The following is a 15,925-nucleotide window of genomic DNA, read 5'->3' on the forward strand; positions in this document are numbered from 1 at the left end:
TTATCTCCCAAAGTGATTCCCCAAAGTCATCCCTAAGGTAGAGGTCAGCGCCCAGGCTTTCCAGTTTTATGGGAAGGCCTGGGTTGGCCGGTGCTGGGTCGTCAGACTCAGATTTTGCATAGATTGCATGATTCGCACAGATGCATGGGTTGTGCGGCGAGCCTGGGAGCGTTAGATTTCCAGGCTTTGTTTTGCGTGATAGATCCTTGCGTTTTAGGCTACTTTCGAGATTTTTGCCCCTGCGCTGGAGGCGGCTAATCTGGGTAAGTTTGGCGCTGCTGATAACGACGGCAACGCTCCTGTTTGGTAGCTATGTTCGCGCTCAGCAGCCCGTCACCATCTCTTTTCTGCTGCGGGCCGTAGAAGCGGACCAGATGCAGGGGTTAGCCGAGCAGTTCATGGCCGAAAACCCCGACATCCGCATTGAAATGGTGCGCGGCCCCAACGCTGCCGATGCCGTTGAAAACCTCTACACCACCTCATTTTTGCTGGGCGACTCCCCCTACGACATTCTGTTTTCAGATGTGGTGTGGATTCCCAAGTTTGCCGCTGCCGGATGGCTGCAAGACCTGTCCGATCGCGTCAGCGAAGCCGATCTGGCTGACTTTCTAGAGGCCGATGTGGCCGCTGGCCAGTACAAAGATGGCTTCTACCGCATGCCCTTTCGCTCCGACATGGGTATGCTCTACTACCGCACCGACCTGCTCGATCAAGTCGGCATAGCCCCGCCCCAAACCTTCAGCGAGCTGATTAGCGCCTCGGAGGCCATTCAGGATCAGACCGATGTGGACTGGGGGTTTGTCTGGCAGGGTTTGCAGTACGAAGGGCTCGTCACCAACTTTGTTGAAATTGTGGCGGGCTACGGCGGCTTTTGGATTGACCCAGACACCCTGGAAGTGGGCCTGGACCAGCCCGCCGCCATCCAGGCCACCGAGTTTATGAAAGGCGCGATCGCCCAGGGTATCTCCCCTCCCGGAGTGACCAACTACGTTGAGGAAGACTCCCTGCGCCAGTTTGAGAACGGCAATGCGGCCTTCTTGCGCAACTGGCCCTACGCCTGGGCCGAGGCCAACGGTGACGACTCCCCCGTGGCCGGCAACATCGCCCTCAAACCCATGGTGCATGCCGAGGGAGAGCAGCCCGCCGCCTGCCTGGGGGGCTGGGGGTTCGGCATTTCGGCCAACACCGCCCATCCCGAGGAAGCCTGGCGCGTGGTGGAGTTTTTCACCAGCCCCGGCCCCATGAAGGATTTCGTCACCGAATTTGCCTACGTGCCCAGCCGTCGCGCCCTGTTCACCGACCCCGAGGTGCTGGCCAAGTTTCCCCACTACAAACAGCTCTTGGAAGTGGCAGACACCGCCGTTCCCCGCCCTCCCGTGGGGCAGTACGCCCAGGTGTCAGATATTTTGCAGCGCTACCTGAGCGCCGCCATTACCGACCAAATGACCCCCGAAGCCGCCATGCAGGCCGCCGCTGGCGAAAGCCGCCGCGTACTGGGCGTAGAGAGCTAGAGCATTTTGGATTTTAGATTGGGGATTTTGGATTTTTGAGCAAAATGCCCCAAACAACACCCAAGTTTTCTCCCTCCCACTCAACGCACCCACGCCCCCACGCCCCCACACCACCACCCACCATGACCAGGGACTACATTCGAGAACGACAACAGCGTACCGGCTGGCTGCTGGTGACTCCGGCGCTGCTGCTGCTGCTGCTGGTCTATGCCTTCCCGATTTTGCGGGCCTTTTGGCTGAGCTTTTTTACCGAAAACCTCAGCACCAGCCTGGAGCCCGTGTTTAGCGGCCTGGACAACTACGGGCGCATGGCGCAGGATGGCCGCTTTTGGCAAAGCATGCGAAATACGGCTGTGTTCACCGTTTTTACGCTGATATTTGAGCTGCTGCTGGGGCTGATTATCGCGCTGTCCCTCGATCAGGCCTTTCGGGGCCGGGGCTGGGTGCGAACGATCGCCATTTTGCCCTGGGCCTTGCCCACCGCCCTGATTGCCCTGGCCTGGCGCTGGATTTTTAACACCGAATTTGGCGTCTGGAACGATCTGCTGCTGCGGCTGCAAATCATTAGCAACCCGGTGAACTGGCTGGGCACCCCCGACTGGGCTATGGTGGCGGTGATTGGGGCCGACGTGTGGAAGACAACCTCCTTTGTGGCGATTTTGCTACTGGCCGGATTGCAGTCAATTTCCCAGGATCTCTACGAGGCCCACGCCATCGATGGGGCCAGCCCCTGGCAAAGCTTTCGACAAATTACGCTGCCGCTGATTGCGCCGCAGATTGTAATTGCCATGCTGTTTCGCTTTGCCCAGGCCTTTGGCATTTTCGACCTGATTCAGGTGATGACCGGCGGCGGCCCCGGCGGTGCCACGGAAATGGTGTCGATCTATATCTATGCCGCCGTGATGCGTTACCTGGACTTTGGCTACGGCGCCGCCCTGGTCACGGTGACGTTTTTAGTGCTAATTGCGGTGGTAGGGATAACCTGGCTCTATCTCTCTCGCCTGCGCGCCAAAACCGAATAATTTTGGATTTTGGCACACCAATCTCCTAATCCCAAATTCCCTCACCATCCCCCATGACCACCGCTCCCCAAACTACGGCCCCGCCCCAAACCAGCGATCGCGGCATCCCCTGGATGCGGGTGCTGCTGTGGGCTGCGATCGCATTCACGGTGATCTTTAGCCTTGCCCCGGTGCTGTGGCAGGTGCTGACCTCGGTTAAAACCAACGACGCCATCACCGCCGATGCGGTGGTGTATTTCCCCGGCCTTGACCAGCTCACCGCTGACCACTACCTGGACCTGTTCCGGCGCAACCGGTTTTACATCTATATGTTCAACAGCGCTCTGGTGTCCATCGTTTCCACGGTGCTGTGCCTGGCGTTGGGGTCGCCCGCAGCCTACGCCCTGGCCCGCCTGCGCATTCCGGGAGAGCAGGTGATCTTGGCGATCGTGCTGGTGGTCACGCTGTTTCCCTACATTTTGCTGTTTTTGGGCCTGCTGGAAGTGGTGCGCGCCTTCGGGCTGGCCAACAACTACCTGGCGCTGATTATTCCCTACACGGCCATCAACCTGCCGCTGACGATTTTGGTGATGCGCAGTTTCTTCCAGCAGCTGCCCAAGGATCTCGAAGACTCGGCCCGAGTCGATGGCTACAACACAGTCCAGATGCTCTGGCGCATCGTGCTGCCCATGACCCTGCCCGCCCTGGTCACCACCGGCATTCTGGCCTTTATTTTCGCCTGGAATGAGTACCTGTTTGCCCTCACCTTCATGACCCGCGAAGAGATGAAAACCATCCCCGTCGCCGCCGCCCAGCTCGGCGGCACCACCCTGTTTGAGGTGCCCTACGGCCCCCTGGCGGCGGCGACTGTCGTCGGCACCCTGCCCCTGGTGCTGCTGGTGCTGTTCTTCCAGCGGCGGATCGTGCAGGGCCTGACCTCGGGGTCGGTGAAAGGGTGATGGCGTAATCGCGCAATCGATTTATCCCCCCCACCCCACGCCCCCCACCCCACGCCCCCACGCCCCCACGCCCCCACACCCCCACGCCCCCACGCTCCCACTCCCCCACCTCCCTACTCCCCCAAGACCATGTCTAAACTCGAACTACAAAACCTAACCAAAGCCTACAGCCGCGACATTGTGCCGGTGAAAAAGCTCAGCCTGGCGGTGGAAGACAACGAGTTCTTGACCCTGGTGGGGCCATCGGGCTGCGGTAAATCGACGATTTTGCGGCTGATTGCGGGGCTGGATCAGCCCACGGAAGGGCGGGTGATCATTGGCGATCGCGATGTTAGTCCGCTGCCGCCGGGCGATCGCAACATTGCCATGGTGTTTCAGAGCTATGCCCTGTATCCCCACATGACGGTGCGCGACAACATTGCCTCGGGGCTCAAAATGCGCAACCTGCCCGCGGGCGACATTCAAAAGCGGGTGCAGGAGGCCTCTGGAGTGCTGGGTCTCGACCCCCTGCTAGATCGCAAACCGGCCAAGCTTTCGGGCGGGCAGCGCCAGCGGGTAGCCCTGGCCCGCGCCCTGGTGCGCAACCCCGACGTGTTTTTGCTTGACGAACCGCTCAGCAACCTGGATGCCCTGCTGCGCGAGCAGGTGCGGGCCGATCTGAAGCAAATTTTTGCCGACCAAAAATCGCCCATTGTCTACGTCACCCACGACCAGACCGAGGCCATGACCCTCTCGACTAAGGTGGCGGTGCTCAGCAACGGCCACCTGCAGCAGCTGGGCCACCCCAACGAGATCTACAAAACCCCGGCCAACCGCTTTGTGGCCAGCTTTATCGGCAGCCCTCAGATGAACCTGATTCCCCTTAGCCGGGTCGGCAATGATGTGGCCCTGGGCGATTTTCGGGTGCCCCTACCCAGCGGTTCGACGGCGAAATCGGTGATTCTTGGCATTCGGCCAGAGCATCTGCGGCTGCCCCGCGAGGGCGATGCCTGCACCGTCAGCGGTGACGTATTTTTGGTGGAAAACTTGGGCATGAGCGACCTGGTCAGCCTGCGGGTGCAGGGCGACCCCAGCCTGACTCTGCGGGCGCTGCTGCCCGCCGATGCCACCTGGAGTAAGGAGAATTTGCGGCTGGCCCTGCCGCCAGAACTCATCCACTGGTTTGACGGCGATACCGAGCAGCGGCTTAACGCTTAGTATCCGGGGGTGAGGCACTTGGTCGAGTAGGTTCAGTTCGGGATAACATCTTCCCCTCCTGGGAGGGGTGCCCGGAGGGCGGGGTGGGTCAAAACGATGACTCCAAAGCAGCTATAGTCTACCGACGAGCTGTTCAACGGTTGAGACCAACCCACCCCCAGCCCCTCCCAGGAGGGGCTGGCGAGTCTGTTTCCCAAAGGGCGAAGCTTAAACCGAATCCAGGTTGAGTAGGTTCGGAGACTACTCGACTAGGTTCGGAGACTACTCGACTAGGTTCGGAGACTACTCGACTAGGTTCGGAGACTACTCGACTAGGTTCGGAGACTACTCGACTAGGCTCAGAGACTACTCGACTAGGCTCAGAGACTACTCGTCTAGGTTCGGAGACTACTCGGCTAACTTTAAAGACTACTCAGCTAGGTTCAGAGATTACTCGTCTAAGCTCGGAGACTACTCAGCTAGGTTCGGAAACTGCTCAGCCTGATGAGGGAATCCCCCGGTTGCTCGTGGTCTTAGTGCCATTCGTTACCCCCTTGAAAAGGGGAAAGTTTTTTGTTGCTGAGCTAGAGATTAAGGTGGGGTTGCCTTGGGTGCATCCTAACTTTTGCAAGTGCCTACGTCATTCCCACGAAAGTGGGAATCTATGCGAGAGTAAGTCGTCCGACGTGGATTCCCGTCTACACGGGAATGACAGACCAGCTAGCCGTCAAAATGACAAACTCTAAAAGTGGGATACACCAGTTACCTTTGCTCCCATTTTTAGGGGGGATCAAGGGGGGATCGTTGCGAGTATCTCTGCCCGAGCGCAATTTGCCGCCCTTGAGTCTGATGCTCAAGTTGTAACAAATTTAACTTGTCTGTGTGGACCGAATGAGATATCTTACTGAGCTATGGCTGTATGCGTGCAGCTTATCTTCCCAAAAATTTGGTCAAGCGCCGCTGGAAGGTGCGCCAACACCAACCAGCAGCTAACCCCTTCGACAGAGCAAGCTGTCTCGGAGGCTAGGGCTATTATTGCCCAGGCCGCCCTGAACTGCACCAGTCTGGGGCGGCCAAGTTTTTGGGTTTCTTACCCGTCGTTACATTCGGAAGGAACCCGATTATGTTGTGTTTGCCATTTTTGGCGTCGTCGGCCCGTGGTGGTGCGGCGACCCGTCCGCCGCTGCTGCTTGCGAACCCTGAGGCCCAACCGGGGCGCGAGCGATTGCGCCATCTGGTGATTGGCTCGCCGGAAGGGGTGCAGGGGGCGATCAACCATCTGCATCTGCTGCAATACGTCGAGCGGCTAGAGTGGAGCCGCCAGTTTACGATACCGGAGTCGGGGATATTGATTACCCCGGAGCAGGGGGAGGTGTTTAGCTTGCTGCTGCGCGATCGTCAAAGACCGGACTCTTAGGGCCATCGCCAGTTGGGTTGATTCTCCTCAATCGTTAAAAACTCAAGCAGGATGGGCAAAGACTTGAATCTTTGTCTATCCTGTTTTCACTTACCTAAACCCCAATTATGTCTACCAAATCCACCATTGCCTATGGGCCAACGTTTCACTTTTATCATGAAGCCCTTGACGACAGCTATGTTTACCTGGAACTGGAGCAGGTACAGTTTGAAGCCTCCTACAACCGTGTCATGGTGCCGATTCCTGTTCATATTTGGGAAGTGATTCGGCAGTATCCAGGCGTCGATTTTTCCTGGGCTGACAAGACAGACCAGGACATTCTGGACTATGTGACCCAGAGTGTAGACGACCGCATTCGCAAATATGAGGAAGCTGAAGCAGACCGAAGAGGGTTCGTTTCATTTTTCGGATGCCTGGCCTTCGGGACAGCAGATGAACCCAGGGATGAGCAGATTGAGAAGGGCGTCACCTTTTACCGAGATCTGCGGACCCGTCAGCAACAGGTTAAGACGGCGATCGAAGAGCTACAACACGCTCAACGCATATCTCCCCAGGCTTGAGGTAGCCGCCATGCTCGATGCCCAACGAGTGCAACACCTTGCAGAGACCTATAGGCCTCAAGAGTTCTTCGCTGCCCTGGTCTGGCAGCGGCGGTTCAACCTGTTCGATGGACCAGAGGTGATTACCGACCTAGCGAACCATCCCGACCTATGGGAAAGCTTTGTGTTCACCAAACCCGTTTTTGCGCCGGACAAGAATTGATTGAGCTTCAACGGTGTCGTAGATACGCTGCTGGCGATGGCCAACTATCGCCCCATGCCGGAAGAGAGCATCATCCACTTTGTGCAATACCCAGCCGATACGCTCTACATTTTGACCGAGAACTGCGACACCACCGTGGCTCAACTGATGGAGTTGGGCAAAAAGTGGAGAGCCGATGAGGTCTCAGCCTTCGATGGCTCTCTGGAGGAAGACGACTGGAAGTTTAGGAACTACCTGTTGCTGCGGCTGAAGGATGCACTGTGGGGCAAGCAGCCTGACGAAGACCGGGATGCGATCGTCGTGTCCTATTGGTGGGATTAGCCGTCAAGTTGCGGGAGTAGAAGCCAGAACTAACCCAGTCAAGGGACTGTGCAACTATAGGAATTCTTGCCAAGGCTTACTGAGAAAAGATCTCTGCTGCATAATTGGTACATACCAGCCGTTAACCCTGTGCAGCCATCACCCATGACTAACCCCCAGGACATGGAAGAGTTACTCGATGAGATGTACAACGCTTTTACCCCAACACCGTTGCAGCCAGGGGATCCAGCGTATGTAGATTGTCGAGCAGTACGGGGGGATGAAGACGTATTGGAAGACTTGGGGCGTACGGTAAGGCGATCTAACGATTTAACCTACCAGCTGTACTCGGGCTATCGAGGCTCAGGAAAAACAACCGAACTGCTGCGATTGAAGAAAGATTTGGAAGATCGTGGTCATGTGGTAGTTTACTTTGCTGCTGACGAAGCCGATCTTAGCGTCCAGGATGCTCAGTACACAGACATCCTCCTAGCTTGTACACGCCATTTATTGAGAGGGTTAAAGCAGGCAAATCCGGCACCTATCCTCAACTGGTTAAAGGCTCGACTGCAAGATTTAAACGCAATCATGCTTACAGAGATTAACGTAGACGACGTTAATCTAGAGGTAGGTTTAAAGGAATTTGCAAAAATAACGGCAGCTGTACGGGCAGAGCCTGGCCAGCGTCAGAAAATTAGAGAGCAGCTAGAGCCACATACGGAAACACTGATTCAGGCGCTGAATGCTTTTATTGTGGATGGTAAAAGCCATTTGCCCGAAAAAACTAAGCTGCTCGTAATTGCAGATAACTTAGATCGCATTGTGCCAATTTTCAGAGACAACGGGCGCAGCAACCATGAAGAGATTTTCTTAGACCGCCACGAACAGCTAAAAGCACTGGATTGTCACATCATTTATACAGTGCCTATTTCAATGATTTATTCTCGCTGGGCAACAGAGTTAAAAGATAACTATGGCATCCCGCAAGTGTTGCCGTCCATTATGGTGCGCCAAGAAAATGGAGACACTTATCAACCTGGGCTGGAGATTCTGATAACCATTATTCAGCTGCGTGTACCAGAGCGCTTGCAAGATGCGCTTGTACCAAAAGTATTCGAGTCAGAAGTAGTACTTAATGAGCTTTGCTTGGTCAGCGGAGGGTATGCGCGGGATCTAGTGCAGCTAATGCAGGAAGCCATCAATAAAACTGATACATTACCTATTCGCGAGAGAGCTGTACGACGGGCTGCTGACGCTTTGCGGGATGTGTATCGCCGTGCAGTAGAAGAAAACCAATGGGCAGTTTTAAAGGAGGTAAGAGACACAAAGGAAATTGACAACGACGAAGTGCAACGCAGCCTACTTTTCAGCCGTTGTGTGTTGGAGTATCGCTATTTTGACAAAGAGGGTGCTAAGCAAACCTGGTACGATGCCCATCCAGTACTTTGGAGGGAGTTAGATGACAGATAGGTCAGCAGCAGCTGAAGTTAATCAGTTAATGAAACCGGAATCCTTAACATTCGATGATGTAGGTGAATGGAGTCCTAAGAATGTAGAAGCGCTGAATGATTTATTACGTGCATTAAGGCGTAAGAAGAATTTCGGCCTGTTCTTTGTTCAGTGTAATCCAGCCCAAAGCCAACGTATTATTGGAGAAATACAAGAAAATCTATCTCGGAAGCGCTTAGTGAAGTTTGAACTTAATAGGGATAGTGAGACACTGTATGATGAATTGATACAATCTTATGATAATCAATCATTTGAGATAGCTTGCATAACGGGTGTAGAGCAAGCCATGTACAGGTACGAGGATACTCAGCGCTTAGCTGGGTGGACCTCTGAAGAAATCTATAACTATAGCTGGAAAGGTTTGCCACCTCTATTAAGCCATTTAAACAGGCAAAGAGAAGCTTTTGAGGAGCACTTACCTATTTCGCTTGTTTTTTTAGTGCCAAGCTTCGTAATCGATTATTTTGTGCAACGGGCACCAGATTTCTTTGATTGGCGTTCAGGCTTCTTTAAACTCGAAGACACCTTCGAGGATGAGCAAAAATCTTTAAATAAATTAATGAATAAAGATTATGATGAGTATATTTCTCTGACGCCCGAAGAGCGAGTGGAGCGGGTCTTAGATATTAAAGATAAAATTCTTCAAAACAAAATTATCGACTGTGAAAAAAGGTCTGATTTATTGCGGGAACAAGGGCGGCTATTCGAAAGCGGTGGGGATATCGTTAGAGCATTAGACTGTTATGAAAGAGCTCTATTTGAAAGTTCTAATAATTATAAGGCATGGCATAACAAAGGGAAGTTACTTCACGATTCGGAAAGGTTCGAAGAAGCAATAGAATGTTATGAAAATATTCTAGAACTAAAGCCAGACTTCCATTTTGCATGGGCAGCACGAGGCGTTGCATATCTCAATCTAAAAAAATACGAGTTGGCATCTCATGATTTCGAAAGATTTCTAGAGCTGCAACCGCAGTTTGGTAGTTTTTGGATCATTCAAGGTGCTCTGCTATTTAAGCTTAAAAAGTACGTTGATGCAATCGAAAAAATTGATTATGGTTTATTTAAAAGTGCTTCTGAGCTGCAGTTCGATAATTGTTATGCATGGACAACGCGGGGAGACGCATTCCTAGAGTTAGAACGTTTTAAAGAAGCGATTGGCAGCTATGATCAAGCGATAAAAATTCAGCCTGAGTATTATGCAGCTTGGCGTGGGCGAGGTGATGCGCTTAAAAATCTAGAATTTCAAAAGGAAGCAATTGAAAGCTATGATCGCGCCTTAGAAATCAAGCCCGAATTGCACTATTTATGGGCCAAAAAAGGCAGTTTGCACTTAGTGCTAGGTGAGTACAATGAAGTGTTGAGGAGTTGCAACAAAGCTTTAGAAATCAAGCCTGATTTATATGATTGCCTCGGGCTCTTAGGTGCAGCACATAATGAGTTAGGTCAACACGAGGAAGCAATAAAATGTTTTGATGATGCTTTAACTATAAGGCCTGATTTTTTTGCAGGTATAAGAGGTAAGGGAATCGCTCTTTATTCTCTTGGTAATCATCAAGCTGCTCTCAATTGCTTTAAGGAGTTAGTCCAAATTTGTCCAGAAGACAAACACGATTTAAACAATCTAGGGTTTTTGACATTGTCGCGATATTCATATGGCTTGAAAGCTGTGCTTGGAAAGCCTCTACTCATTCGTATTCCTTTGGGATTTTCTATTCTCCAGTTTCCTGCTTCTAGTAAAATTGATCAGATAAACTGTCAAGATGCTTTAGAATTTTTTGATGCGGCATTGAAGATTGACCCTAAGCTTACTTTAGCTTGGGCAAATATTAGCTTTCCTGCTTACTATTTGGGCCGACATCAAGATGCTCTGAAATATTGTGATAGAGCCCTTGAACTTGATTCTAAAAATAAGGAAGCAATGAATGATGTTATTTACAGTAATCAAGGCTCCATTCTTCTTCAGCTTCACAATCCTGTATACTCTCTCAACGCCTTTGATACTGCCCTTACGCTTAATCACCGACTTGATGAAGCATGGATAGGCAAGGGCACTGCCCTGTCTCAACTTAAGCGCTACGACGAAGCGATTCATAGCTTTACTCAAGCGCTCCATCTAAATCACCCCCTTGCCCAAGCCAATCTTGATTCTCTTCAAGATTGCATCTATTAATGTCTCTTTTGCTAAAGCGAATTTATGGAACAGCCAACTGATTACCGCCAGATGGTCTTAGACACCATTACCCATGCTCTCACCAGTGACCCCAACCCAGAGGTGCGGGCCAAAGCTGCAGAATCTCTAGGCAAACTGGGCGAGGCAGCAGTAACACCACTGCTGCTAGATGCTTTGCCAGACCCTAACCAAACGGTCCAGTGCAACATCATCCAGGCATTAGGGCAGCTCGGCGACGAATCAGCAATACCCAAATTGCTTGAAGTGCTTGAGACAGGCACTGCAGCTACCCGCCAAACAGCAGCAGCAGCATTGGGGCATATTGGCACAAGGGCTACAATTCCAGGCTTGCTCAAAGCCCTTGAAGACGAAGCCCCCGCCGTTCGGGGCACAGCAGCCAGTGTTCTAGGAGCAATCGGTGCCGAAAGCGCCATTCCAGCATTGCTCAATTTACTTACAGACTCAGACCCAACCGTCGAAGCTCATGCCGTCGAAGCGATTGGTGCCATTGGCTCACAACTGGCCACAGACACCCTGGTCAAACTGATTACCGACCCAAATCCTCATCTGCGGCAGAATGCTGCGATCGCCCTCAGCAAACTGGGACAAAAAGATACCATCCCTCTGTTAGTCCGTCTCTTACAAGACCCAGATGCTACCGTTCGAGAAACAGCTGTAGAAGCTTTGGGCACCGCTGCTCAAGACTATTCCGTAGCTTGAGGGCTTGCGAGTGTCCATTACTCCAGACCAGCAAGCAGAAATCGTCAACATTCTCTGCCAGCTTTTGCTGGAATCTGACAATTACCGAATTAGGGCAAGGGCTGCAAAATCTCTAGGTCGGTTGGGCCTTCCGGAGGCGATTCCAGCGTTGTGTCAGGCCGTATCAACTGACACCCAAGTTCAAGTACGCTTGAATGCAATGGATGCCCTGGTCTTAATCGCAAAACCTCAAATGGCTGAATCACCCAAAAACCAACCCACCTTTAACATTGGTAATGTCGGCAACCTCAATACCGGAGATGTCACCATTCAGGGCGACCAAGTTGGCTTTCAATACAACTACACCACCAGCCCTGAACTTCAGACAGCAATTTCAGACCTGAAAGCTGTCCTCAATGACCTACAAGCTCAAAATCCATCAGTCGCTACGGAATCTCAAGCCTTAACCATTATCGATGCAGAGTTTACCGAAATTCAGCCAAGCGGAGGGTCCAAGCTGACTACCTTACGACAACAGCTCCTGAACCCAGAACGGCACTTTCAGGCTAGCAAAGCAACCCTTGTGGAAGTGTTGAAACACTTCTTAGAAGAAAGCGTTTGGGCGAAAGCGTTCGTTACCTACATCGATACGATGAGTTCAACTCCAGAGGAAGGTGTCTAATAGTCATCCATGTCATGTGATATCTCCGATCGCCCGCCGGGAATATTTAGCCCTATGACCGAGCAGCCATTCAAACGTTCTGCCCGCTCAGGCACCCACTACCCGCATCTATAAAAAGGAGTCATCAGGGTATGCCCTACGAAAACATCAGCGCCACCGTTTCAGACCAGGCCATGGGCGAGATCAAAGGCGCGATCGCCCTCATTCAAGACCACCTCCCCTTCCTCATCACCCTCACCCCCGACGAACGCCGCAAGCGCTTCAAAATGGGCGACAAAAGCCTCGCCTTTGTCCGCAACAGCGTCACCGCCACCCAAAACAACCCCGACATCGTCCCCAGCACCTTCGACATCGCCGAGTTTAACCGCGACTACCACCTCACCGTCGCCCTCAGCGAAGTACTGGGTCTGCTAGAGCAGCTCACCGAAACCGTCGACGACACCCTGCTCGCCGTCGGCAGCGAATCGATGGCGAGCAGCCTGCTCGTCTACGACTACGCCAAAACCGCCGCCCGCCACTCCCCCGGCCTCAAAAGCGTGGCCGACCAGCTGGGCGAACGCTTCAAAGCCCTGGGCAAGCGCCGCAGCAAAGCCAGCGACGCAGCCGCATAAACCAATTCAGCCGCATAAATACAGTCGAGGGGGATGGCTAGCGGGCCATCCCCCTCGACTGCGTTTCAGGACAGTATTGACCAGAAAGACAAAGGAAACGCCGAGCGTAACCAAGGGTTCGCGATCGCCCCACGGCAACTATGCGACTATGGGTTTGGCCCCTTGTTGCCAGGGCCAGTTCGTTTCTGCCAGATCTACCCGATGCTGCCCACCTTCCAAGCCGCCTATCAGTACGCGATCGACAACAGCGATCGCCTCCTCACCGCCCTACAACAGCACCTGCTGCTGGTGGCGGTGCCCCTGGCGATCGGGCTGGTGGTGGGGTTGCCCCTGGGGCTGTGGAGCGCGCGATCGCGCCTGATCTCCACCGTCATGCTCAACAGCTTCAACGCGCTGCGGGTCATCCCCAGCCTGGCGGTGCTGTTTTTGGCCGTTCCGGTGCTGGGGCTGAGCTTCTGGTCGGCGGTGCTGGCCCTCACGCTGCTGGTGATGCCGCCGATTCTCATCAGCACCGACGTGGCCTTTCGCAACATCAGCCCCGCCATTCGCGAGGCGGCCACGGGCATGGGCATGCCCCCGGTTGACATTCTCAAAACCGTCGAAATTCCCCTGGCGCTGCCGGTGATCATTGCGGGCATCAAAACCGCCACGGTGGAGGTGATCGCCAGCGCTACCCTGGCTGCCTTTGTGGGCGCAGGCGGGCTGGGAGCCTTTATCGTGCTGGGCTTTGCCGCCTACGACCCGGCAATTTTGCTGGTGGGGGCGGTGCCCGTGGCGCTGCTGGCGCTGCTGGCGGAGGTGGGGCTGAGCGCGGTGCAGCGAGCCGCGCAGGCTCCGGGGGTGCGATCGGCGCAGGGTTGACTCGGCGTTATGGATTTAGTCTGTCAATCAGGCGTATCTCGTCATCAGTCCGTTTGCGCTGGAGCTGTTGGGTTTCGCTTCGCTCAACACCAACCTACGGCGGCATAAGGGGTTTAAGGGTTCTGTCAGGTAACCAGATCGGTGCCTTGGGCGATCGCCCAAGGATAATGCCCTACGATCGCTTGCCCAAAAGCTGGTCGCGCAGAGATTTGATGCGATCGCGAAATTTAGCCGCCTCCTCAAAGTCGAGGTTTTTGGCGGCCTCTTTCATCTGCTTTTCAAACTGGCCAATCAGCTCGGGAATTTCCTCCAGGGGCAGCTCTTCTTTGTGCTCGTAGACCTCCTCTAGCTCGTGGGCATTGAGGCGGCGCGAGACCTCTAGGAACGACAAAATCGAGTTGCTGTTGCGGCGAATGATGGAGGTCGGCGTAATGCCGTGGGCCTCGTTGTAGGCGGTTTGGATGGCGCGGCGGCGCTCGGTTTCGCTGATCGCCTTGGCCATGCTGTCGGTCAAATTGTCGCCGTAGAGAATGGCCTGGCCGCGAATATGGCGGGCGGCGCGGCCAATGGTTTGAATTAGCGAGCGTTCTGCCCGCAAGAATCCTTCCTTATCGGCATCCAAAATCGCCACCAAAGAAACCTCCGGCAGGTCTAGCCCCTCCCGCAGCAGGTTGACCCCCACCAGCACGTCGTACAGCCCTTCGCGCAAATCCTGAATAATCTCAATCCGCTCAATGGAGTGAATCTCGGAGTGCAGGTAGCGCACCCGTACGCCGTGCTCCTCAAAGTACTCGGTCAAATCTTCGGCCATGCGCTTGGTCAGGGTGGTAATCAGCACCCGCTCCTGCTTGGCGGCTCGCTCTCGCACTTCCCCCAGCAGGTCGTCGATTTGCCCTTCGGTGGGGCGCACAAAGATTTCGGGGTCGAGCACCCCGGTGGGGCGAATGATCTGCTCGACCACCTTGCTGCCGGAGATCTCCATCTCCCAGCTGCCGGGGGTGGCCGAGACAAAGATGCACTGGTTCACCTTTTCCCAAAATTCTTCGGCCTTCAGCGGGCGGTTGTCGGCGGCGCTGGGCAGGCGAAAGCCGTGGTCGATCAGCACCATCTTACGGCTGCGATCGCCGTTGTACATGGCGTGAATCTGCGGAATGGTGACGTGGGACTCGTCGATGACTAGCAGCCAGTCTTTGGGAAAGTAATCTAGCAGGCACTCCGGCGGCGACCCGGCCTGGCGTCCGGCCAGATGGCGGGCGTAGTTTTCCACGCCGTTGCAGTAGCCCACCTCGCGGATCATCTCCAGGTCGTAGCGGGTGCGCTGCTCCAGCCTTTGGGCCTCCAGCAGTTTGCCCTCTTTCTCTAGCTCGGCTAAACGCTCTTGCAGTTCGTCTTTAATCGCCTGACAGGCCTCTTCGATGCGATCGTCGGGGGTGACAAAGTGCTTGGCCGGGTAAATGCTCACCCCATCCATGCTTTGCAGCGTGGCCCCGGTGATCGGGTCTACGTAGCGCACGGCGTCGATTTCGTCGCCAAAAAACTCAATGCGAATGATCCGATCTTCGTAGGCGGGGCCGATCTCCAGCACGTCGCCCTTGACCCGAAACTTGCCCCGGCCCAGATCCAGGTCATTGCGCGCGTACTGAATCGAGGCCAAATCTCGCAGCACCTGGCGCTGGTTCACCTCCATGCCCACCTTCAGCGGAATCGAGGCCTTCAGGTACTCCGACGGAATGCCCAGACCGTAGATGCAGCTGATCGAGGCGACCACAATTACATCCTTGCGCTCGAACAGGGAGCGGGTGGCCGAGTGCCGCAGCATGTCGATCTCGTCGTTGATCGAGGCGGTTTTGGCGATGTAGGTGTCGGTGGTGGGAATGTAGGCCTCGGGCTGGTAGTAGTCGTAGTAGCTAATGAAATATTCCACCGCGTTGTCGGGGAAAAACTCGCGCAGCTCGTTGCACAGCTGCGCCGCCAGGGTTTTGTTGTGGGCCAGCACCAGGGTGGGCTTGCCAATGTTGTCGATCACGCGGGCGATAGTGTGGGTTTTGCCCGTGCCCGTGGCCCCCAGCAGGGTTTGGTACTTGGTGTTGTCTTGCAGAAATTGGGTTAGGCCTGCGATCGCCTTGGGTTGGTCGCCCGTGGGTTCGAAGGGAGCCTGGATATCGAAGTCGCCCATAGGTCAACGGTACAAAGACACTATATACGTTTCTTCATGATGACTGATTTTGCCCCCGATGGTGGTTATGTCGGTAACCTAAGCTGCG

Annotated in this window: 13 protein-coding genes and 1 pseudogene; 13 read left to right on the forward strand and 1 reads right to left on the reverse strand. The window is 54.3% G+C overall.

The annotated features are described in order from the left end of the window. Nucleotides 1–269 precede the first annotated feature (269 nt). From LEPTO7104_RS0119895 to LEPTO7104_RS0119955, 13 genes and pseudogenes are all read left to right on the forward strand, one after another. Entirely contained in the window at nucleotides 270–1,511 is a 1,242-nt protein-coding gene (locus LEPTO7104_RS0119895; RefSeq protein ID WP_017300345.1) for an ABC transporter substrate-binding protein, read from the forward strand. A gap of 122 nt (nucleotides 1,512–1,633) precedes the next feature. Next, on the forward strand, nucleotides 1,634–2,533 hold the full coding sequence (locus tag LEPTO7104_RS0119900; RefSeq protein ID WP_017300346.1) for a carbohydrate ABC transporter permease: 900 nt from the start codon (nucleotides 1,634–1,636) through the stop codon (nucleotides 2,531–2,533). A 53-nt stretch (nucleotides 2,534–2,586) separates the two neighbouring features. Continuing rightward, nucleotides 2,587–3,471 carry a carbohydrate ABC transporter permease gene (locus LEPTO7104_RS0119905; RefSeq protein ID WP_017300347.1) on the forward strand — a complete coding sequence of 295 codons (885 nt, stop codon included), beginning with the start codon at nucleotides 2,587–2,589 and terminating at the stop codon, nucleotides 3,469–3,471. 129 nt (nucleotides 3,472–3,600) lie between these two features. Next, on the forward strand, nucleotides 3,601–4,668 hold the full coding sequence (locus tag LEPTO7104_RS0119910) for an ABC transporter ATP-binding protein (protein ID WP_017300348.1): 1,068 nt from the start codon (nucleotides 3,601–3,603) through the stop codon (nucleotides 4,666–4,668). A gap of 1,102 nt (nucleotides 4,669–5,770) precedes the next feature. After that, entirely contained in the window at nucleotides 5,771–6,064 is a 294-nt protein-coding gene (locus LEPTO7104_RS0119915; RefSeq protein WP_026072878.1) for a hypothetical protein, read from the forward strand. 107 nt (nucleotides 6,065–6,171) lie between these two features. Continuing rightward, complete coding sequence (locus tag LEPTO7104_RS0119920; RefSeq protein WP_017300350.1) at nucleotides 6,172–6,624, forward strand: hypothetical protein; 453 nt, start codon at nucleotides 6,172–6,174, stop codon at nucleotides 6,622–6,624. Nucleotides 6,625–6,634: 10 nt separating this feature from the next. After that, a pseudogene (locus LEPTO7104_RS43700) lies at nucleotides 6,635–7,147 on the forward strand (hypothetical protein). 144 nt (nucleotides 7,148–7,291) lie between these two features. Continuing rightward, nucleotides 7,292–8,596, forward strand: coding sequence for a P-loop NTPase fold protein (locus tag LEPTO7104_RS0119930; protein WP_017300353.1), 1,305 nt, complete (start codon nucleotides 7,292–7,294; stop codon nucleotides 8,594–8,596). Continuing rightward, nucleotides 8,586–10,808, forward strand: a complete 2,223-nt coding sequence (locus LEPTO7104_RS0119935) for a tetratricopeptide repeat protein (RefSeq protein WP_017300354.1) — start codon at nucleotides 8,586–8,588, stop codon at nucleotides 10,806–10,808. The genes LEPTO7104_RS0119930 and LEPTO7104_RS0119935 overlap by 11 nt, the downstream gene beginning before the upstream one ends. Nucleotides 10,809–10,832: 24 nt before the next feature. After that, nucleotides 10,833–11,528 carry a HEAT repeat domain-containing protein gene (locus tag LEPTO7104_RS0119940; protein ID WP_017300355.1) on the forward strand — a complete coding sequence of 232 codons (696 nt, stop codon included), beginning with the start codon at nucleotides 10,833–10,835 and terminating at the stop codon, nucleotides 11,526–11,528. A 10-nt stretch (nucleotides 11,529–11,538) separates the two neighbouring features. Next, a complete protein-coding gene (locus tag LEPTO7104_RS0119945; protein WP_071527283.1) occupies nucleotides 11,539–12,189 on the forward strand; it encodes a HEAT repeat domain-containing protein in 651 nt (216 codons plus the stop codon). Between the two features lie 131 nt (nucleotides 12,190–12,320). Then, nucleotides 12,321–12,800, forward strand: a complete 480-nt coding sequence (locus tag LEPTO7104_RS0119950; protein WP_017300357.1) for a hypothetical protein — start codon at nucleotides 12,321–12,323, stop codon at nucleotides 12,798–12,800. Nucleotides 12,801–13,001: 201 nt separating this feature from the next. Next, nucleotides 13,002–13,661, forward strand: coding sequence for an ABC transporter permease (locus tag LEPTO7104_RS0119955; RefSeq protein WP_017300358.1), 660 nt, complete (start codon nucleotides 13,002–13,004; stop codon nucleotides 13,659–13,661). Between the two features lie 172 nt (nucleotides 13,662–13,833). On the opposite strand, the gene uvrB is transcribed toward LEPTO7104_RS0119955, so the two are convergent. Beyond that, a complete protein-coding gene (uvrB, locus tag LEPTO7104_RS0119960) occupies nucleotides 13,834–15,837 on the reverse strand; it encodes an excinuclease ABC subunit UvrB (protein ID WP_017300359.1) in 2,004 nt (667 codons plus the stop codon). Nucleotides 15,838–15,925 lie beyond the last annotated feature (88 nt).

It is taken from the genome of Nodosilinea nodulosa PCC 7104 (assembly GCF_000309385.1).
GTDB lineage: Bacteria > Cyanobacteriota > Cyanobacteriia > Phormidesmidales > Phormidesmidaceae > Nodosilinea > Nodosilinea nodulosa.